This window comes from Achromobacter spanius (assembly GCF_002966795.1).
Classification (GTDB): Bacteria; Pseudomonadota; Gammaproteobacteria; order Burkholderiales; family Burkholderiaceae_B; genus Achromobacter; species Achromobacter spanius_D.
Genome location: NZ_CP023270.1, coordinates 88,843 through 109,380, shown reverse-complemented (window position 1 = coordinate 109,380; position 20,538 = coordinate 88,843). Strand labels below are relative to the sequence as shown.

Below are 20,538 nucleotides of genomic sequence, written 5' to 3'. Positions count from 1 at the left end.
GCTGTCCCGACCCTCACAGGAGCAAGTCATGTCAGATCCCATCGTCATCGTTTCCGTCGCCCGCACGCCCATGGGCGGCATGCTGGGCAACTTGTCCGGCCTGGCCGCGCACGAGCTGGGCTCGGTCGCCATCAAGGCCGCCGTCGAACGCGCCGGCATCAAGCCCGAGCAGGTCGACGAAGTCATCATGGGCAACGTGCTGCAAGCCGGTCAGGGCCAGGCGCCCGCCCGCCAGGCCGCGCTGGGCGCCGGCCTGCCGCTGGGCGTGGCGTGCACCACCATTCACAAAGTCTGCGGCTCGGGCCTGAAGGCCGCGATGTTCGGCCATGACCTGCTGGCTTCGGGCAGCGCCGAGATCGTCGTCGCCGGCGGCCAGGAAAGCATGAGCAACGCGCCGTACCTGCTGCTCAAGGGCCGCCAGGGCTACCGCTACGGCCACAACACCGTGTATGACCACATGGCGCTGGACGGTCTGGAAGACGCCTACGACAAGGGCAAGGCCATGGGCGTTTTCGCCGAAGACTGCGCCTCCAAGTACTCGTTCACGCGCGAACAGCAGGACGCGTTCTCGCTGGAATCGCTGCGCCGCGCGCGTGCCGCTTCGGAAGACGGCAGCTTCAAGTGGGAAATCGCCCCCGTCACCGTCGCCGGCCGCAAGGGCGACACCGTGATCGACACCGACGAAGCCCCCACCAAGGCCATGCCGGAAAAGATCCCCACGCTCAAGCCCGCGTTCAAGAAGGACGGCACTGTCACCGCCGCGAACTCGTCGTCGATCTCCGACGGCGCCGCCGCCATGGTGCTGATGCGCGCGTCCACGGCCGAAAAGCTCGGCGTCAAGCCGCTGGCCCGCATCGTCGCGCACTCGCAGCACTCGCAGGAACCCAACTGGTTCACCACCGCCCCCGTCGGCGCATTGAAGAACCTGTTCAACAAGACCGGCTGGAAGGCCGAGGACGTGGACCTGTACGAGATCAACGAAGCCTTCGCGGTGGTCGCCATGGCCGCCATGACCGACTTCAAGCTCTCGCCTGAAAAGGTCAACATCCACGGCGGCGCCACCGCGCTGGGCCACCCGATCGGCGCCTCCGGTGCGCGCCTGGTGGCCACCCTGATCGGCGCCCTGCGCAAGACCGGCGGCAAGCGCGGCGTGGCCACGCTGTGCATTGGCGGCGGCGAAGCCGTCGCGATGGCCATCGAAATGGTCTAAGCAGTTGCCTGCTTGAGACACGGGCTTCGGCCTGTGTCTCAAGCAGGATTTCGCTGCGCCTTTCTGGCATTGCAACCACCGCGACGGGTCGGTCGCGGGCCATGCATGAAAGGCGCAACGAAATCCTGATTTTTCCAATCGACAAGAATGCCCGGCCCACCGGGCAGCGAGACAACCCGCTCACACCGAGCGCCTTCAAATTCCAATCAAGCAGGACGGGTGGTACCCCATGCCCATCATCGAATCCCGCATCAATCCGCGGTCGCAGGACTACATCGACAACGCCAGCGCCATGCAGGCGCAACTGGACGATCTGAACCAGCAACTGGCGCAGACAGCCTTGGGCGGCAGCGAATCCGCCCGCGCCAAGCACACGGCGCGCGGCAAGCTCCTGCCGCGCGACCGCGTCGAAAACCTGATCGATCCGGGCACCCCGTTCCTGGAACTGTCGCCCATGGCGGCGCACGGCATGTATGACGGCGACGCGCCCGGCGCGGGCGTCATCACCGGCATCGGCCGCGTGTCCGGCACCGAGTGCGTCATCGTCTGCAACGACGCCACGGTCAAGGGCGGCACCTACTATCCGATGACGGTCAAGAAGCACCTGCGCGCGCAAGAGATCGCCGCGCAAAACAACCTGCCGTGCGTATATCTGGTGGACTCGGGCGGCGCCAACCTGCCGCAGCAGGACGAGGTCTTTCCCGACCGCGAGCACTTCGGCCGCATCTTCTACAACCAGGCGCAGATGTCGGCGCAGGGCATCGCGCAGATCGCCGTGGTGATGGGCTCTTGCACCGCCGGCGGCGCGTACGTGCCCGCCATGAGCGACGAGTCCATCATCGTGCGCAACCAGGGCACCATCTTTCTGGGCGGCCCGCCGCTGGTCAAGGCCGCCACCGGCGAAGAAGTCAGCGCCGAAGACCTGGGCGGCGGCGACGTGCACACGCGCCTGTCCGGCGTGGTCGACCACCTGGCCGCCAACGACATGCACGCGCTGCAACTGGCTCGCAATGCGGTTGCGCGCCTGAACCGCAAAAAGCCGCAGCCGCTGGCCACGATTCCCGTGCGCGAGCCGCGCTTCGATCCCAGCGAACTGAACGGCATCATTCCCGCCGACACCCGCAAGCCCTACGACGTGCGCGAAGTCATCGCACGCATCGTCGACGGCTCCGAGTTCGACGAATTCAAGGCGCGCTTCGGCCCCACGCTGGTCACCGGCTTTGCGCACATCCACGGCATGCCCGTCGGCATCGTCGCCAACAACGGCATCCTGTTCTCCGAGTCCGCGCAGAAGGGCGCGCACTTCATCGAACTGTGCGCGCAGCGCAAGATCCCGCTGGTCTTCCTGCAGAACATCACCGGCTTCATGGTCGGCCGCAAATACGAAAACGAAGGCATCGCGCGCCACGGCGCCAAGATGGTGACGGCGGTTGCCACGGCCAATGTGCCCAAGTTCACCGTCCTGATCGGCGGTTCGTTCGGCGCCGGCAACTACGGCATGTGCGGCCGCGCCTATTCGCCGCGCATGCTCTTCATGTGGCCCAACGCCCGCATCTCCGTCATGGGCGGCGAGCAGGCAGCCAGCGTGCTGGCGACCGTGAAGCGCGACGGCATCGAAGCGCGCGGCGGGCAATGGTCTGCCGATGAAGAGACGGCGTTCAAGGCGCCGATCCGCGAACAGTACGAGCGCGAAGGCCATCCGTATTACGCCACTGCGCGGTTGTGGGATGACGGCATCATCGCCCCCGCCGACACGCGCCGCGTGCTGGGACTGGCGTTGTCCGCGGCGTTGAACGCGCCGATTGAAGACACGAAATTCGGTGTCTTCCGGATGTAGGCCACACGCATAGGCCGAACCCCACTTCTACGCGCTTCGCGCCCTTTCCGAACACTCCAGCTTGGATAACGCAATGTTCGATACTGTGCTGATTGCCAACCGCGGCGAAATCGCCTGCCGCGTCGCCGCCACCGCTCGCCGCATGGGCCTGCGCACCGTCGCCGTCTATTCCGACGCGGACGCCAACTCGCGCCACGTCGCCGCCTGCGACCAGGCCGTGTACATCGGCGGCTCCGAGCCGCGCGCCAGCTACCTGCGCGCCGACGCCATCCTGCAAGCCGCGCGCGACACCGGCGCCGGCGCCATCCACCCCGGCTACGGCTTCCTGTCCGAGAACGAAGCCTTTGCCCAGGCCGCGCAAGATGCCGGCATCGCCTTCGTCGGCCCGCCGGCATCGGCCATTGCCGCCATGGGCAGCAAGTCCGCCGCCAAGACCCTCATGGAAAAAGCCGGCGTGCCGCTCGTGCCCGGCTACCACGGCGACAACCAGGACCCGCAGTTCCTCAAGACGCAGGCCGACGCCATCGGCTATCCCGTCCTCATCAAGGCCAGCGCGGGCGGCGGCGGCAAGGGCATGCGCATCGTCGAATCCTCCGGCGCGTTCCTCGATGCACTGGCCTCCTGCCAGCGCGAAGCCGCATCCAGCTTTGGCGACGACCGCGTGCTGATCGAACGCTACCTGCAAAAGCCGCGCCACATCGAAATCCAGGTCTTCGCCGACACGCACGGCAACTGCGTGTACCTCTTCGAGCGCGACTGCTCCGTGCAGCGCCGCCATCAGAAGGTCATCGAAGAAGCCCCCGCCCCCGGCATGACCGAAGAGCGCCGTCGCGCCATGGGCGAGGCCGCGGTCTCGGCCGCGCGCGCCGTCGGCTACGTGGGTGCGGGCACCGTCGAGTTCATCGCCGAGCCCGACGGCCGCTTCTACTTCATGGAAATGAACACGCGTCTGCAGGTCGAACACCCGGTCACCGAAATGATCACCGGCCACGACCTCGTCGAATGGCAACTGCGCGTCGCCGCCGGCCAGCCGCTGCCCGCGCGCCAGGAAGACCTGCGCATCAACGGCCACGCCATCGAAGCCCGCATCTACGCCGAGAACCCCGAGAAGGGCTTTTTGCCGTCGATCGGCACGCTCGCCTACCTGGGCCTGCCGCCGCACACCGCGTTTGCCAACGGCGACATCCGCGTCGACGGCGGCGTGCGCATGGGCGACACCATCACCCCGTTCTACGACCCGATGATCGCCAAGCTCATCGTGCACGGCGCCGATCGCGACCAGGCCCGCGCCCGCATGCTGCAAGCGCTGGCGCAGACGCAGGCTGTCGGTGTGCAGACCAACGTCGCCTTCCTGGCGCGGCTGATGAAGGACAGCGCCTTTGCGGCCGCTGATCTGGACACCGGCCTCATCGAACGCCAACGCGCCACGCTGCTGCCCGACCCGCAACCCGCCGACGCCGACGCGCTGGCCCTGGCCACCGCTGCGGTACTGGTGCGGCAAGGGCTCGCACAGCCGGGCGCGCAAGGCGCGGGCAAAGGCCCCACCGACCCGTGGGACGCGCGCGACGGCTGGCGCTTGGGCGGCCAGTATCGGCGTCAACTGCAATGGACCGACAACGGCGAAGCCCGTCACGTCACCGTCGCCCGTCAGGGCGGCGCGTGGACGCTGGACACCGGCGCCGGCGCGCGACCCTTCCTTTGGCGCTCGCACGCCAGCGCCAATCCCAATTTGGCCTACGGCCTGCGCATCACGCTGCAAGGCCACGAGAGCGCCGGCACCGTCGTTCTGCATGGCGACCGCGCCTACGTCTTCCGCGAGGACGGCTCGCACGTCCTGGAGCTGTATGACGCGTTGACGCACTCGCAGGACACGCAAGGGGACCACGGCGCCGGTCTGGCCGCGCCCATGCCCGGCAAGATCATCTCGATCTCCGTCAAGGCGGGCGACAAGGTCGAAAAGGGCCAGCCGCTGCTCGTGATGGAAGCGATGAAGATGGAACACACCATTTCTGCGACCGCCGACGGTACGGTGGGGGAAGTGTTCTATGGGGTGGGCGATCAGGTGACGGAAGGCGCCGAGCTCGTCTCGATCGAGTAACGGCGGTTTGAACGTACCCGACGGCTTCCGGCGGTATCGCCGGGAGCCGTTTTGTTTATGCGGCGAGCGCGGGTTTAGCTGTCCGTCAGCGCCCCTCGCCTAGAATCGGCGCTTCCCCCCGCGCCACGCCCACCATGTCCGCCGCCGACACGCCCAGTCCGCTTTCCCGTCCGCCGTTCCTGCACTTCCTCTGCGGCCGCGTCGCGGCATCGCTGGCGTTCCAGATCGTCTCCGTCGCCGTGGGCTGGCAGATCTACGCGCTGTCCGGCAGCGCGCTCGACCTCGGCCTCATCGGCCTCGCCCAGTTCCTCCCGATGGCCGCACTGACGCTCGTCGTCGGCCACGTCGCCGACCGCTACGACCGCCGCAAGATCGTCGCCATCTGCATGGCGCTAGAAGCGCTGGCTACCCTAGTGCTCGCCATCGCCGCGCTGCACGGCGTCGGCGGCAAAACGCTCATCTACGCCACGATCATCATCATGAGCTCGGCACGCGCCTTCGAAGCGCCGACGCTCTCCACGCTCATCCCCGCCGTCGTCCCCCGCGAATGGCTGCCGCGCGCCACCGCGCTGTCCTCATCCGGCGGCCAGATCGCGCAGATTGCCGGCCCCGCGCTCGGCGGCGTCGGCTACAGCCTCGGAGCAGGGTGGATCTACTGCGTCGCCGCCGCGTTGTATCTGACAGCCTTCATCGCCATCGCCACCCTCGTCATCGAACGCGCGCCGCCGCGCAAGGAGCCCACTACGTGGCACACGCTGTTTGGCGGCATCACCTTCATCTTCCAGCGCCGGTTGCTGCTCGGCACGCTGTCGCTGGATCTGTTTGCGGTGTTGCTGGGCGGGGCGACTGCGCTGCTGCCGATCTTTGCGAAGGACATTCTGAATGCAGGTCCGTGGGCGCTTGGTGCTTTGCGTGCGGCGCCTGCGTGCGGTGCGGCGCTGATGTCATTGATGCTGGCACGGTTGAGCCTCGGTGAAAACGTTGGCCGGCTGCTGTTCGGTTCGCTCATCGTGTTCGGGCTGGCGACCACGGTGTTCGGATTGTCGACGTCGATACCGCTCTCGATCGCCGCGCTGGTCGTGCTGGGTGCGGCAGACGCGGTCAGCGTCGTCGTGCGGTCATCGCTGGTGCAGTTGAATACACCCGACCACATGCTGGGGCGGGTCAGCGCCGTGAACACCTTGTTCGTCGGCGCGTCGAATCAGCTGGGGGAATTTGAATCTGGGCTCACCGCGCAATTGTTCGGCGCAGTGCCCGCCGTCGTGATCGGCGGGGTGGGGACGATTGCGGTCGCCGCGCTGTGGATGCGGTGGTTCCCGGAGTTGAGGCGGCTTCGGACGTTGAATGGGAATGAGGTGGCGCAGACCTAGGCGTTATTTCCAGCCTTCCTTGCTCATCTCAAACCGATTCGGCGCCCCAGCCGCCGGTTCGAAGTAATACTTAGGCTCCCGATAAACCAGCTCCTGCAACGCAGCATCCAGCTTCGGCAACTCAAAACTGGCAGCACTACGCGCCTTCCGAAAATCCTCAATGCTGGCGGGCAGACGCTCCAGCGTCATCGACTCCACCAAACACACCCATTCCCGCGCCAACACCCCGCATGAATCCTTGACCATGAGCGGCTGGTCGTCCGGCATCCTGTACCCATCCATTAGCACCACATCGCCCGCTTCCAGCGTGATTGTGGCCAACGGCGTGAACAGCAGTTCCGTGTCGACGCCGGCGACCGGCAACATCTCTGCCTCGCGATTGTGGAACGCGCGCCTGGCTCCCTCCACCCAGCGATACTCCCGCGCGGCCTCATTGCAGCCTTCGCCGAAGCGCAAGGTGACCTCGCAGCCGGCGCCCAGCCCATCCTCGCTAGGCACAAGCGGCGTCCAGGGTCCTTCCTTCTTGAAGTCGATATCCGCCGTCTCGGTCAGCGTGGCCATGCCGAGGTTCTTCAGATAGTCCATCGATTTCGCGCGCGCATCCGAGTCGGGCAACGCCGTGCGCGGCTGATGGTAGGTAATGCGATTAAGCCGGTATTCGCCGGGCCACACCGGAATCACCTGATAGGCGAGCGCGCCGCGCGTCGTCTGAAACAGCGGGCCCGTATCCGAGAAATTGAACTTGTGCTTGCCTTGGCCGACCGTCATCGCAAAGCCCTTCTCGGTCTTATGCAGCCAATGCAGGAGCGTGCTGCTCTGGCGGGTAAATTGATCCCGCACGGCCGCGTCATCGAAGTTGCGCGGCGTTCCCGCGTCGAAATTGACGGTCGGGATCACCACGATCGCCATGTCCTTGCGGGCTTCATCGAACAGCTTGTCGGTGTTGGCGAGATGCCGTTTCCGCATGGCTGCCGCCTCGGCTTGTAGCGCTTCATCGCTGGGTGACTGTGCCCAGGCAGCAAGCGGGGCGGACAGGGCGGACACGCATACAAGGGCAAGCACGCGGCGAAACAGCGTCATCGTTCTTCGTTCCTTTATGAGTTCGGATGTTGAGCCTATCAGCGCCTGCCGCCCGTCCGGCTGAACCGGGCCAAGGGCGAAGACGCCAGGGCATGATATCGCGACGCGCATTCAGGGAATGCGCCGGATCGCATCCGCGTCCTGCCCGCGCCCCGCAAGCGCCAATGCAGCCGCACAGAGTAGACTGACACCCTCTCTCACCATTCCGAGTCCCCATTCATGCTCGTCAAAGCCCTGCGTGTCGGCCTGGGTCAAATCATTGTCCTGGGCGACGCACTGACCCGTCCGCGTCCGCAGAAGCGCTCGCCGCAAGGCCAGGCCGCCGTCAACGCCGACGCGGCCGCGCTCTCGCTGTATCAATTTCAGGCGTGCCCGTTCTGCGTGAAGACACGCCGCGCCATGCACCGGCTCAATGTGCCAGTCGCGCTGAAGGACGCTAAGAACGACCCCGAAGCGCGCGCCGCATTGCAGGCGGGCGGCGGCAAGGTGAAGGTGCCTTGCCTGCGCATCGAAGACGCCGACGGCACGCGCTGGGTGTACGAGTCCAACGACATCATCGCGTACCTGGAAAAGCGGTTTGCCAACGTCGCCTGAACGCGCATAAGACAAACGGCCTGCCGAAACATCCGGCAGGCCGTTTTCAATTGCGTCAAGAACGCGTCAGAACCTACCCCGCAGCGTCAGCAGCACGCTGCGCGGCGCGCCGTAGTTGTTGCGGTTTTCCAGATAGCCCGGGTACTCGTAGTAGACCTTGTCGAACAGGTTGTTCACATTCACCGCCGCGGTCCAATGCGAGGTCAGGTCGTACGCGACGCGCGCGTTCCACACGCTATACGAAGGACGCCGCACGTTTGAAATCGTGTTCGTCAGTGCGCTCTGCCAATTGACGCCCGCGCCGAGGCTCAACCGATTCAGCTCGCCCGGCAGGCGGTATTCGCTCCAGACGCGCAGCATGTGCCGTGGCGTTTCCTCGCTGAAGGTCTGTCCCTCACGCTCCGGGTCGCTCAGATATTTGTTGCTGTTGAACGTATAGCCTGCGGCCACTTGCAGGCCCGGCGCCAGTTCGCCGCTCATCTCGGCCTCGAAGCCCTGGCTGCGAACCTTGCCCGCTGCGCGCGAGCAATAGCCCCCATTGCAGACCGGTCCAGCCTCGTAATCCTGCACCGCGCGATTCTTCTGGTCGATCCGATAGACGGCGAACGACGTGTTCAGCCTGCCGTCCATCAGCTCGCCCTTGATGCCCACTTCATAGTTGGCGCCGACGATGGGCTTGAGGATGCTGCCGTCCAGCGTGGTGGCCGTCTGCGGCTCGAAGATGTCCGCATAGCTGGCATAGGCCGACCACTGCGGCGTCAGCGCGTACACCAGGCCCAGGAACGGCGTGAACTCGGCGCTGGCTTTCGCGGTGCTGACGTCGTCCCACGTCGCGGCCTGCGTCGTATAGCGGCTTTCAAACCAGCTGAATCGCCCGCCTGAGACCAGCGTCAGATCGTCCGTCAGGCTGCTGCGCAACTGCGCATAGATGCCTTTCTGCACGTGCGGGTCATAGCGGGACAGCCGCTGCGAATCCGGAAAACTCTCGGGCTTGGGCACATGCGGATCCGGATGGAACACATCCAGCGGCAGATAGTTGGACGCGTACTCGATCCGATCGCTGGACTTCAGGCGCGACATGCTCACACCCACCGTCAGGTCCTGCGCCATGCCCCACGTCTTGAAGCGGCCATTCACATTGGCATCAAACCCAAAGTGCTCGGCGGACTTGTCGTAGTTCCAGGCATTGCGCATCGGTCCCATCAGCGTCACAGGGTCCACCGCGCCCGTCGCATCCAGTGCCGACGTCAAGCTGCTTTCCTTCACGTACGTGCCCGCGATGTTCAGGCGCCAGTCGCTGTTGAAGCGATGCGTCAGGTCGGCAAAGACCTGCGTCTCGTCGCGGTCCCACTGGTTCCAGTCCGCGCCCAGAAAGGTCGAACGCTTCAGATCCAGCGAGCGGCCATCGCTGTAGCGCGGCAATCCGCCAAAGAAGGGCGTGGATCGAACGCGCGACACCAGCACGCCAGCGCCCACCGTCGTGCGCGGCGACACGTCGTAGTCCAGCGCAAAGTAAAGGTTGGTGTTGCGTTCCTTCACCACGTCGATGAATGAACCCTTGGTGTCGTAGTCCAGCACCGCACGTGCCCGCAGACTGCCGTCGGCGTTAAGCGCGCCGCCCGCGTCCAGCATGCCGCCCACGTGATCCCACGAGCCCGCGCGTGCTTCCATCAGCACCTGCGTCTCGGCCGTAGGCCGCTTGCGCACGAGGTTGACTGATCCGCCCGGCTGGCCCGCGCCTTCCATCAGACCTTGCGCGCCCCGCAACACCTCGACGCGATCCAGATACGCCGTGCTGCCCGTGAAACTGTTGCCCACCGCGTAGAAGCTGCGCGACAGCGGCACGCCGTCGTACTGGATGTTCGTGATCTTGAAACCACGCGAATAGAAATTGCGGCCGCCGTCGGCCACTTCACTGATCGTCACGCCCGTCGTGTTCTCCAGCACCTCGCTGATGGTCGACAGGTTCTGATCGTCCATGCGCCGGCGAGTGATCACCGTGACGGACTGCGGAATGTCCTTGAGCGCCTCTTCCGTCTTGCCGATGGTCGCCGCCCGGGCCGCGTAGGAGTTCGTGTTCTCGGTGGTCGCATTGAAGACGCCCGTCACCAGCACCGGCGCCAGCGTGCTGGCCGCGGATTGCGGCTCGGCCTCGATGCGGATGCCGCCATCCACATTGACGGCGCGATAGCCCGTGCCCGACAGCAGCGCGCGCAAACCGTCCGCCACGCCATACTGGCCATTCAGGCCCGCGCTACGCGCACCGTTCAACTGCGCGGACGAGTACGCCAGCGAAATGCCGGCCTGCCGGGCAAATTCCGCCAGCGTGTCGTTCAACGGTCCCGGTGCAATTGCATAGGCGCGCGACGGGGCAGAGGGTTCGTTCACGGCAGGCGCTGTCTGAGCGCGCACAGTCGTCGGGCTGGCGGACAACGCGGCCAGACCGAGCGCCGCCGCCAGCGGCAGCAGCACAGCAAGGGAAGGGGTGGGGCAGGCGCGCAAGCAAGCCCGGTCGCCCAGCGCCGTGGCGGCCGGGTGTCGGTAGGTCTTCACGAAAGGGTTACTCCAATGAGGGTCGGTCCATCTTGGGCAGTGCGCACTGCTTCAAGCGGTATGACGAACGAATTCGCCGATCCCCTCAAATATTTTTTGCCTGGCGTCGTCCATCACGCGCGCGCCCGCACCCGGGTCACGCGTCCGCCCCACCACAGGCGGCCGGATTGCGGTTCGATCGGCAGGATCTGGCGCAGCAGCGCCAACACCTTGTGCGTGTCGTCCAGCTGGAACACGCCGGATACGCTAAGCCGCGCCACGGCGGGGTCGCATTCGATTGCGCCGTGATAGCGCGACAGTTCCTGCAGGAATGCGGCGAGCGGCATGTCCCGCACCGACAGCGCACCTTCGACCCAGGCGCCGCCATCCATCACGCGGGTATCGATTGGCCCCGCACTGAATACCTTCTGACGCGTCATCCGCGCGGATTCGCCTGCCTGCAGTGTCTTTCCGGCCGCGTCGCCGCCATCGCGCGGAAGCATGGCGACCATGCCTTCGTCCACCGACACTTCACTGGCCTCGTCCCACTGACGCACCCGATAGCGCGTCCCCAACGCCCGCGCCTGACCATCGCGCGTCTCTACAAACAGCGGACGCGACAGCGGGTCGCTGCCGGAGATCAGGTAGACCTCGCCGGCCAGCAACGTGATCCGGCGCGCAAGATCGCCATAACGGATGTTGACCGCCGTGTCCGTGTTCAGCACCAGCGTGCCGCCGTCCGGCAACACGACCCGCCGCCGCTCGCCGCGCGACGTGGCTACATCCGCCAGCGCATGCTGAACCAATTGCGCGTCGCGCGCCTGCCACGCCATCCAACCACCGGCGGCCAGCACGCCCAGCGACATCAACGCCTTGCGCCGCGAGCGCAGCGCCTGCGCCGTTCCCGTCTGCCGAAGAATTTGCGCCGCGGCTTCCGGCGGCATGTCCATCGCGGGCCGCTGCAAACGCGCGCTGAGCGCTTGCAACCGCTCCCAGACAAGCGCATGCGCCGGGCTAGCGCCCAGCCACACATCGAACGCCCGCCACGCCGACGCGTCCGCCTTGTTGTATTGCAGCTTGATGCGCCAACGGATGGCGGCGTCCAGCACCGCCGCATCGTCCGCGCCGTTCAGGGTGGCATCCGCACCCGCGCCGGGCTTGGCCGACGCCACGCGATCAGCACTCATAGACCAGGCGATAGCAGTGTTGCAGGGCCTGCGCCAGATAGCGCTCCACCGTCGCCACCGACTTGCCCACCTGCCGCGCGATTTGCGGGCAGGTATGGCCTTCCATCTGCGCCAGCAGAAACACCTCGCGTACCTCAGGCTTCAACCGGCCCAGCATCTGCGCGATCTGCTCCAGCGATTCCAGGATCAGCAGGCGCGACTCTTCCGACGGCCAATGCTGTTGGGGATAGGTCTGCAACACCGCCAGATAGTTGCGCTCGATTTCCTGGCGGCGCCAATGGTCGACCAGAAGGCGGTTGGCGATAGTGCGCAAGTAAGCGCGCGGCTCGCGCAAGGCGGTTTCGGTTTGGGTGGAGGAATTGGCCGAGAGCAGGCGAACAAACGTGTCCTGCGCCAGATCCGCCGCGCGATGCGCGTCGCCAAGCTTCAGGCGCAGCCAGCCATGCAGCCAGGAATGGTGGTCACGGTAAAGCGTCGAAATACCGGCGTCGGGACTGGCGCTGGGGTTGGCGGACATCGGACGGGGCTTTGCTAATGGGAATGGTTCCCATTATAGGGGTGAAGGCGGAATGGACCGGATTGGATGATGCGGGGGGCTTCGGGATGGGTTCTTCGCTTTGCGGCTGTTCGTCTGGCGTGAGTTTGGTATTTGAGGCCTAAGATGTCGCCCAAGGAGCGAGTATGGCCACCCAGAAAACAACACCATCGCTGAAGCTTTCCGCCCGCCGCGTCGCCATGACGCTATGCGCGACCAGCCTGCTTGCCGCATGCGAACCCCAACTGCCGCCACCGCCGGCAGGGTCAAAGCTCACCGCTGAAACCATCGCCACGCGCGAGGCGCCGGCTGAACATCAGTTCAAAGGCATGCTCGCTGGAAAGCCCATTCATCTACTTGCGCACAACTGCAAGGTGTATCGCGTCGATCCAGCCGAAGGGGAGAACGTGACCTGGACGCTGGTGCTGGAGGGCGACTTCTACCCCTTGCCGACGTCATGCTTGAGTCAATCGCTGACGGAAAAAAAGGGCACCGTGACGGCGTTCATCGGGCGGCAGGCGCTCGGGGCGGGCGGGTGCTGCACGGGAACGCCGGAGTATCGGACGAAGGATGGCGTGACGTGGAAGCCGAACTGAAACCGGATCACTCGCCGTCAGTCGGCCATTCCTCCATCAAGATGGGCACCGCAAGGTTGCAGGAATGGATGCCCATGACGGTCGTCAACTGAATCGCTTCCAGAATTTCAGCCCGGGTCGCGCCATGCGCAATCGCATTACGCATATGCCGCCGCACACCCGGTCCATACAGGTGGGTTGTCGCGGCATTGATCGCGATCAGGATCAGCTCTTTGTATTTCTGCGGCAAGGGGCCATTACGCTGCGGGACGCTTCTGAACGCCAGATAGGCCTCCATGAACTGGGGATCCAACGCCCGTAACTGGTCCCACAAGGGATTCCAATCGCCCTTGGCAATGTGCTCATCACAAAGCGGTGTGCTGTCAGGTTTCAATGTTGTCTCCTCAATGACGTGAAGCGTCCGTGAGCATGAAATCGGCCGCCCGTTCTCCGATCATCATCGCCGCCGCATTTGTGTTGGATGAGGCAATCGTCGGCATTACTGAAATATCGGCCACGCGCAGTCCGGCGATGCCATGCACCTGCAAACGGGAATTCACAACGGATTCTTCGGGTTTGCCCATCCGGCACGTGCCGACGGTATGCCAGGCCGTTTGCCCCGATTCCTTGATGTAATCAAGCAGGCCTTCGTCCGTCTCGATCGACGAGCTTGGACGCTCCTCTGAAACGATGACTTCGCGCATGGCGGGCTGGTCCGCGACCTTGCGGATCAGTCGCAGCAGATCGACGGCGCATTGCCTGTCTTGTTCATGCTGAAGGTAGTTCGGCTGGATGGCAGGTGCGACCTTCGGGTCGGCCGACACGCAATGCACATACCCGCGAGAGCGCGGATACAGCATGAACCCGCCAATCGAAAACCCGGAGAACTTGTCGATACCGCCGACGCCTGAACGCGAGTATCGATCCTTGCCGCTGATGTGATAAATGCGGACCATCACATTGGGGTGCGGCAACTCAGGTTTTGTGCGGGTGATTGCGTGCGCCGTCGACGACGTCCCGGCCATCAACCCCTTGCGCGTCAACACATACTGCAGACCCGCCTTCATGCGATAGAACGGACTACGCATGATGTCGTTGATGGTTTCAGGAATGGAGGTACGGTAGGTGCAACGCACCTGCAAGTGGTCGCTCATGTTCTCGCCCACGGCCGGTACGTGCCGCACCACTGGAATACCCAGGTCTGTCAGGCGCTGTTGGTCTCCAATGCCGGAAAGCTCCAGCAGTTGGGGCGACTGGACCGCGCCGGCGCTCAGTACTACTTCCACGGCTGCATTCGCGATCAGTCGTTGCCCTTCGTGCTCGTATTCGACGCCGGTGCAGCGTCCGCCCTCCACGATGACACGGCGCACGAATGCATTGGTGCGAACCGACAGATTCTTGCGGTTTCGCGCCGGCTTCAGATACGCCACAGCTGACGTCTGGCGTCGGCCGTTCCGTGCGTTTTGTTCGAGGTATCGAACGCCTTCATACGGACCGCCGTTGTAGTCCGGCGTGCGTTTGATGCCGGCTTGCAGGCATCCATCGACAAAGGCGTCCGAGATCTTGTCGGGGTCGCGAACGCCACGATCGGTAATCCACACCGGGCCGTCTTTTCCCCGCAAGGCGTTCTCGCCATACGGATAGGTTTCCATCTTGGCGAAGTACGGCTGGATATCCGCAAAGCGCCAGTGCTCGACGCCCATGCGGCTCCAGCTGTCGTACTCCGCCGGATCGCCCCAGACATAAGCCATGCCATTGAGCGCACTGGAGCCCCCGAGGACGCGGCCTCGAGGCCAGTACACCTGCTGACCCGCCATGCCAGGCTGCGGCTCCGTGCGAAAGGGCCAGGCGTATTTCTCATTGGTCAGCAGCTTGCCGACACCCAACGGGATATGGATCCACATATTGGCGTCTTCGCCGCCGCCTTCCAGCAGCAGTACGCGGTAGCGCCCCGATGCAGAGAGCCGATTGGCCAGGACGCATCCCGCGGAGCCCGCGCCGACAACGACAAAATCGAACGTTTCTGCAGCCATCGCTACTTTCCAGCCCGGTTCTTGAAGGAGTCCCGGCGAAAGCTGTAGAGCGCGTTCGGATCGACCTTCACATCGACCACGGCGGGCTGGCCGCAACGGATCGCTTCCTCGATGGTCTGAGCAAGACTGTTGGCCGAATCGACACGGAACCCTTTGGCGCCCCACAGTTCAGCAAGCTTGTCGAAAGGGGGGTTACGGACATCGGCACCGATATAGCGTTCGCCGAAGAAGTCTCGCTGATAGGCTTTTTCCGCGCCCCAGCACCCGTTGTTCATCACGATGCAGACGGTGTTGATGCCATGCTCAACCGCAGTGCCGAGTTCACTGCAGGCCATCCCAAAGCCGCCATCGCCCATCAGGCTCACCACCGTGCGAGACGGATCGCCCAGCTTGGCGCCCAAGCCGCACGCGTACGAGAAGCCCACCAGCCCAAAATCCAGCGGCGTCAGCAGCGACGGGGTCTGCACGTATCGCAACTGATCCGTTGCCTGCAGGCAAAGCGTGCCGGCATCCATCGTGTACAACGCATCGTCGGGCATGACGTCCCGCAAGGCGCGATACAGGAAGCCGGGTTGAATGGGATCACTTGCGTTGCCGGCCGCCGCATCACGGGATGCGAGCAACGCTTTTCGTTGTTCGGCAAAGGTGCGCATCCACTCCTTCGCGCCCGCCGCAGGCTGATGACCACTTAGCGCTACCAGCAGGTCATTGGTGACGCAACCGGCATCGCCCAGGATGCCGACCGCGACCGGAAAGAAGCGTCCGATTGCCGTGGGTTCCACTTCTATCTGGATGATGTGCGCGTCCGGGTTCAACGCGTCGGTCTGATAAAAAGTGGAGTTAAAGCCCAGCCGCGTCCCGATGGCCAGGATGACATCGGCGCGCTTGACCAGATCCGTTGCGACAGGGTTGCCTCGCGGTCCCATCTGCCCTGCATAAACGGCTTCTTCGCACGACACGGCGTCGCCGTGTCCCGGCGACATCGTCACCGGCGCATTCAGCAGTTCCGCCAATCGCACCACGTCCTTGCCATGACGGCCTGCCTTGACGCCGCCCCCCGCAATGATGACCGGCCGCTGCGCCTGCCGCAGCAGATGCGCGGCCTGTTCAATCAAGGCCTGCGGACCCGTGAATGCCTGCGGCACGAACACTCTGCCGCGCGCCGGAAAATCGGGCGCCTCGAACGTGTTGGCCAGCAGATCGCGCGGCAGGTTCAACAACACCGGCCCCTGACGAGGAGACAGCGCCGTGCGGTGCGCTTCACCAATCATTTCCGGGATTCGGGACGTTTGCGTCAAGGTGTAGGTTCGCTTGGTCACCGGCTTGAACAGCGAGTGCTGATCCACCTCCTGAAACGCATCCCTTTGCGCATGCGCCGACGACAGCAGGCCCGTCAGCGCGATGACCGGCGAGTACGCCGCCTGCGCCTGTGCCAAGCCTGTCACCAGATTGGTCGCGCCCGGCCCGTTCTGGCCCGCCAGGAACACGCCCGCCTTGCCCGTCATGCGCGCATAGCCATCGGCCATGTGCACACCCGTGCGCTCGTCCCGCACGCCTACAAAGCGCACGTCTTTTGCACCATGCAGGCCGTCGAATACTTCCATCCCCGCCGAGCCGATCAAACCCAAAACACATTCCGTGCCTTGCTCGCGCAGAGCTTCGACCACCGCCTGGCCGCCCGTCAAAGTCGTCATTCCGGTTCCCTCTTAAAAATCAGTTGGGGGTGTTCAAGATCTTTCCGTACTTGGAAATCTCTGATGCGATGTACGCGTCGAACTCTTGCAATGTCTTGGACCGCGACGTCAGGCCCTGACCTTCGAGCCACTGACGGATCTCGGGATCCTTGTTGATCTCTGCAAGATGCGTGGCCAGCGTTTGCTTGACGGCGGGATCGGTTTTCGCGCTCATGATCACGCCATACCAGATGCCGTAATCAAAGCCAGGGGAGACGCTTTCATCCAGCGTCGGGACGTCAGGCGCCAATGGCGATCGCTCTTTGCCGGTAATGGCCAAGGCCTGCAACTTGCCATCGCGCACGTACGGCAGCGCCTGCGCGATGCCGGGAAAGGACGTGTCGACCCGGCCGGCCACGACTTCCATCATTCCTTCATGCACGGCCTTGTACGGAATGTGTTCCAGCGGTGCGCCGGATTCGCTGCTGAAGTAGCGTCCGGCCATGTCGGTGGCCGAATTGATCCCGGCCGACCCGTAGCTGTAGGGTGCGGAACGCTTTTTCGCCTTGTCCACAAAGTCCTGTATCGACTTGAACTTCGCGTCGGGATTCACCACCATCAGGATTGGCGTGTCCGCCAATAGCGCCACGCCGGACAGATCCTTCAAGGTGTCGAAGGGCATGTCCTTGAACACTGACGGATTCACCGCATAAGACGATGAGACGAACAGCATCGTGTTCTGCTTGGGGTCTTCTGCCAGCAGCCGCTGCGTGCCGACCATGCCGCCCGCGCCCGGCCGGTTCTCGACGACGATGGGCCGCCCCAACTTCGGGGACAGCTTCTCGGCGTACTTGCGCGCAATGTTGTCGATCATCGCGCCTGCGCTGAACGGCACGATGATTTTCAGTGCGCCATTGCCGGGTACGTCTGCCCGCGCGTTGCCGAACGGCGTCATGGCCAAAGCCGCGAGCGTTAGCACGATGGCGGTGGCGTGTTTGCCTGTTTTTGTCATGTCTCCTCCCCTTGTGGACCAATAAGGAAAGGTCATTCTATAAGCACAATGTTCAAATGTCGACATTTGAGCATTTGTTTTTTTTACTGCGTCGGGACGTCCTATAGCCCCTACTGCTCTTCGAAAGTCTTCAACGCCGCATCGCGATTCTGGATGGCCAACCGGTAGTGCAGCTGACTGGCGGTTTCGGCGTCATGGCGAATGATGGCGCTGACCAGTTCGGTCCACGTCGCCAGAGAACGCCTGCGACGTTCTTCCGCCGTAAGCCCCATCCGAACGTAGCGCCCGATACGCAGGGCCAGATCGTCGACGTATCCCACCAGCGTCGGGTTATCGGACATTTCAGCGATCAACGCGATCAGGCGCGCGCTCTGCTCCACGTATTTGTCGGTATCCGAAACCGTGGAAGCCAGCTTTTCCAACAACGCGCTCAGTTGTTTCGCCTTGGCGTCATCGCACTGTTCCGCAGCCAGCCGGGAACACGTCGCCAGCAACGAGGCACGAATCGCAAACAGATCGTGCAGCTCTTTGGAAGACAACTGCGTTACGCGCGCGCCTTTCTGCGGAAGGATGTTGACCATCCCCCGCATTTCAAGCAACCGCAAGGCCTCGCGAATACTGGCCCGGCTGACGCCAAAGCCTTCTGCGAGCTCGTTTTCGCGAAAACGATGGCCCGGCCCGAAGTCGCCTTTGGCAATGGCCGAGGCCAATTGACTCGCGATCTGGAGGGGCAACGTCTTGAGCAGGCTGTGAGCGTCGAGCATCGCATGGGGAAGTTGTGAAACGACCGGATATTGTATCGTTCGACACCCCCAAGTTGCTGCCGGTGAGAACGGTCGTGCTGCCAAATGTACAGGCACTTCCACGACCGTCTCTTCAAACACCAGCGCGTGTCCGCGCATCGCGCCGCCTTCCAGACGCTGCACGCTGCTACTGGTCAATCATCCGCCGAGGCGGTTCAATCCTGCGGCAGATGCCCGGCCGGCGTAGTACGCCCGCGCGTCATCGATTCCAGCACGCCATCCCGCCGCACCCAGCCATGAAACAACGCCGCGGCCAGATGCAGCAGCACCGTCGCGAACAGCAGGAAGGCCAGATACCGATGCGCGCCGCGCAGCCAAGCGAACAACCATGCATCCGCAGGCGCAATCGGCGGCAACTGCCAACCGGCCGCCACGACCGGATACCCGCCCGCCGACAGCATCGCCCAGCCGATCAGCGGCATCGCGAACATCAGCGCGTACAGCAGCACATGCGAGGCCAACGCCGCATGACGTTGCCAGGCCGGCAGATCAGCCGGCAACGCGGGCGCACCCTTGACCACGCGCCTGGCCAGCCGAATGCACACCAGCGCCAGCAGCGCCAAGCCCAACGGCTTATGGATCTGCACCAGCCATTGATGCCGCTCGGACACCGACGCCACCATGCCCACGCCGATGAACAGCATCGCGAGTATGCCGACCGCCATCGACCAATGCAGCACGCGTGCGAATAGGCTGAACGCGGCGGGCGGCCGGCGGGTTTGATTAGGCGACGAGATCATTGCGCGCGCTCCGGTTGGGTCGAATGGGATGACGCAGCGGCGGCTTGAGGCGGCCCTTCGCCCGTGCGGCGTTCATAAGAGGCCGCGTAGGCCGCGGATCGCGCCGCCAGCAGCGGATCGTCGGACACGGCGATGCCTTGCGGCAACACGGTCGGGTCGTAGTTCACGTCGCGACAGGGACCATCGCTTTGCGGGGCGCTGCTGGTTATCACCACGGTGCCGGCGTCAATGGTCGGCCGGTCTGCCGGCCACTGCCGGGTTGCATCGCTGGTGGAATCGCCGGGTTGGCCCAACGTGAGCAGCAGACGCCAGCGCAACGGCCCTTGCGTCAGGCGCTGTTGCAGATCGGCTTGCAGATAGTCGGCATCGTGTCCCGGCTGCGCCACAGGCGCCGCCGCCGCGTCCAACGGCGCCAACTGCCAACGCACCGGCTGGCGCTTTCCGTTCCCATCGATCAGGTAGAAAGCGTTCAGGCCGTAATAGCCTTCGGTGGCGTAGCTGGCCGAAGGCTTGGCGGTCTTGGCCCACGCGCGGAATGCCGCCGTTTCCGGATGCGCCGCGAAGAACGCCTGCATGCGCTGCGGATCGGGCTTGCCCGTCTTGGGATCGGGCCGACCAGCAAGCTGCTGATCATAGAACGCTTGCGGTGTCGACAACGGAAACACCGGCATGCTGTTCATGCCGGTTCGCCACTGTTCGCCATTGGCCGACGTGAACATCAAGGCAAAGCTGCGAATTGGAACGCTGGAGTCCGATGCGTAAGGATTGCCGCCGGGCAGCGCCAGCCGTCCCACCACCGGCGTGCTGCCCGGGGCGAACACCGAGGCGGTGGATAAGTCGTGGGCGGCGCCGCTGCTTTCAAAGCGGCCGATCACACAGACGCCCTTGGCGTGGTTGCGCCGGAAGCCCTCATGGACGCCGCTGTTGGCTTCCAGCGCGTTCACCACGCGGTCTGGGGTCAGGCGCTGAGGGTCGAGCCAGCCGCCTACGTAGGCGAACGCGGCGCCGGAGGCGAGCACGATGGCGCCAATTGCGGTGAGGCGAAGAAGAGTTTGCGGGGTGGAGAGCGACCGGGGCTTCTGGGGCCGGTCTCCCGAGGGCCGGCCACCTGGTTGCCGTGCACCCGACGGCTGGCGATTCGGCGGCAGGCGGCCCGGCGGCTGGCTTCCCGGTGGCGTTTGACCCGGCGGCGGGCCGTTGCGGTCAGATCCTTGTTGCATAAGGCTCCTTGCCCATGGGGCGATGAATACCCCTGTAGG

At 64.4% G+C, this 20,538-nt stretch carries 17 protein-coding genes; 6 read left to right on the top strand and 11 right to left on the bottom strand.

Annotated elements, in window-relative coordinates:
* The first annotated feature begins 28 nt into the window (after positions 1-28).
* From CLM73_RS00530 to CLM73_RS00515, 4 genes are all read left to right on the top strand, one after another.
* Positions 29-1,210 (top strand): acetyl-CoA C-acetyltransferase, encoded by a 1,182-nt coding sequence (locus CLM73_RS00530; protein ID WP_105236874.1) that lies wholly within the window; start codon positions 29-31, stop codon positions 1,208-1,210.
* 229 nt (positions 1,211-1,439) lie between these two features.
* Entirely contained in the window at positions 1,440-3,047 is a 1,608-nt protein-coding gene (locus CLM73_RS00525; protein ID WP_105236873.1) for a carboxyl transferase domain-containing protein, read from the top strand.
* A gap of 73 nt (positions 3,048-3,120) precedes the next feature.
* Entirely contained in the window at positions 3,121-5,145 is a 2,025-nt protein-coding gene (locus tag CLM73_RS00520) for an acetyl/propionyl/methylcrotonyl-CoA carboxylase subunit alpha (RefSeq protein ID WP_105236872.1), read from the top strand.
* Between the two features lie 134 nt (positions 5,146-5,279).
* Positions 5,280-6,515 (top strand): MFS transporter, encoded by a 1,236-nt coding sequence (locus tag CLM73_RS00515; protein ID WP_105236871.1) that lies wholly within the window; start codon positions 5,280-5,282, stop codon positions 6,513-6,515.
* A 3-nt stretch (positions 6,516-6,518) separates the two neighbouring features.
* Here the strand turns inward: CLM73_RS00515 and CLM73_RS00510 are convergent, their stop codons facing one another.
* Complete coding sequence (locus CLM73_RS00510) at positions 6,519-7,595, bottom strand: hypothetical protein (protein WP_105236870.1); 1,077 nt, start codon at positions 7,593-7,595, stop codon at positions 6,519-6,521.
* A gap of 219 nt (positions 7,596-7,814) precedes the next feature.
* On the opposite strand from CLM73_RS00510, the gene CLM73_RS00505 reads away from it, so the two are divergent.
* Positions 7,815-8,189: a glutaredoxin family protein gene (locus CLM73_RS00505; protein ID WP_105236869.1), complete on the top strand. Its 375-nt coding sequence runs from the start codon at positions 7,815-7,817 to the stop codon at positions 8,187-8,189.
* A 66-nt stretch (positions 8,190-8,255) separates the two neighbouring features.
* On the opposite strand, the gene CLM73_RS00500 is transcribed toward CLM73_RS00505, so the two are convergent.
* The 3 genes from CLM73_RS00500 to CLM73_RS00490 form a co-directional block, all read right to left on the bottom strand.
* On the bottom strand, positions 8,256-10,742 hold the full coding sequence (locus CLM73_RS00500; protein WP_234015773.1) for a TonB-dependent siderophore receptor: 2,487 nt from the start codon (positions 10,740-10,742) through the stop codon (positions 8,256-8,258).
* Positions 10,743-10,855: 113 nt separating this feature from the next.
* The gene (locus CLM73_RS00495) at positions 10,856-11,908 is read right to left on the bottom strand and encodes a FecR domain-containing protein (protein WP_105236868.1); all 1,053 of its coding nucleotides are present in this window, start codon (positions 11,906-11,908) and stop codon (positions 10,856-10,858) included.
* Positions 11,898-12,425: a sigma-70 family RNA polymerase sigma factor gene (locus CLM73_RS00490; protein WP_105236867.1), complete on the bottom strand. Its 528-nt coding sequence runs from the start codon at positions 12,423-12,425 to the stop codon at positions 11,898-11,900. The genes CLM73_RS00495 and CLM73_RS00490 overlap by 11 nt, the downstream gene beginning before the upstream one ends.
* 164 nt (positions 12,426-12,589) lie before the next feature.
* On the opposite strand from CLM73_RS00490, the gene CLM73_RS00485 reads away from it, so the two are divergent.
* Positions 12,590-13,039: a hypothetical protein gene (locus CLM73_RS00485; protein WP_234015772.1), complete on the top strand. Its 450-nt coding sequence runs from the start codon at positions 12,590-12,592 to the stop codon at positions 13,037-13,039.
* 7 nt (positions 13,040-13,046) lie between these two features.
* On the opposite strand, the gene CLM73_RS00480 is transcribed toward CLM73_RS00485, so the two are convergent.
* From CLM73_RS00480 to CLM73_RS00450, 7 genes are all read right to left on the bottom strand, one after another.
* Positions 13,047-13,412, bottom strand: a complete 366-nt coding sequence (locus tag CLM73_RS00480; RefSeq protein WP_199778222.1) for a carboxymuconolactone decarboxylase family protein — start codon at positions 13,410-13,412, stop codon at positions 13,047-13,049.
* A gap of 10 nt (positions 13,413-13,422) precedes the next feature.
* Positions 13,423-15,051, bottom strand: a complete 1,629-nt coding sequence (locus CLM73_RS00475; protein WP_105236866.1) for a GMC family oxidoreductase — start codon at positions 15,049-15,051, stop codon at positions 13,423-13,425.
* Positions 15,052-15,053: 2 nt separating this feature from the next.
* Positions 15,054-16,745: a thiamine pyrophosphate-binding protein gene (locus CLM73_RS00470; protein WP_105236865.1), complete on the bottom strand. Its 1,692-nt coding sequence runs from the start codon at positions 16,743-16,745 to the stop codon at positions 15,054-15,056.
* A gap of 19 nt (positions 16,746-16,764) precedes the next feature.
* Positions 16,765-17,736: a tripartite tricarboxylate transporter substrate-binding protein gene (locus CLM73_RS00465; protein ID WP_158685816.1), complete on the bottom strand. Its 972-nt coding sequence runs from the start codon at positions 17,734-17,736 to the stop codon at positions 16,765-16,767.
* Between the two features lie 110 nt (positions 17,737-17,846).
* Positions 17,847-18,662, bottom strand: a complete 816-nt coding sequence (locus CLM73_RS00460; RefSeq protein WP_158685815.1) for a GntR family transcriptional regulator — start codon at positions 18,660-18,662, stop codon at positions 17,847-17,849.
* 32 nt (positions 18,663-18,694) lie between these two features.
* Positions 18,695-19,279 (bottom strand): cytochrome b, encoded by a 585-nt coding sequence (locus CLM73_RS00455; protein WP_105236862.1) that lies wholly within the window; start codon positions 19,277-19,279, stop codon positions 18,695-18,697.
* Positions 19,276-20,310, bottom strand: coding sequence for a catalase family peroxidase (locus tag CLM73_RS00450; RefSeq protein WP_199778302.1), 1,035 nt, complete (start codon positions 20,308-20,310; stop codon positions 19,276-19,278). Before CLM73_RS00450 ends, CLM73_RS00455 begins: the two co-directional genes overlap by 4 nt.
* Between the last annotated feature and the right edge of the window lie 228 nt (positions 20,311-20,538).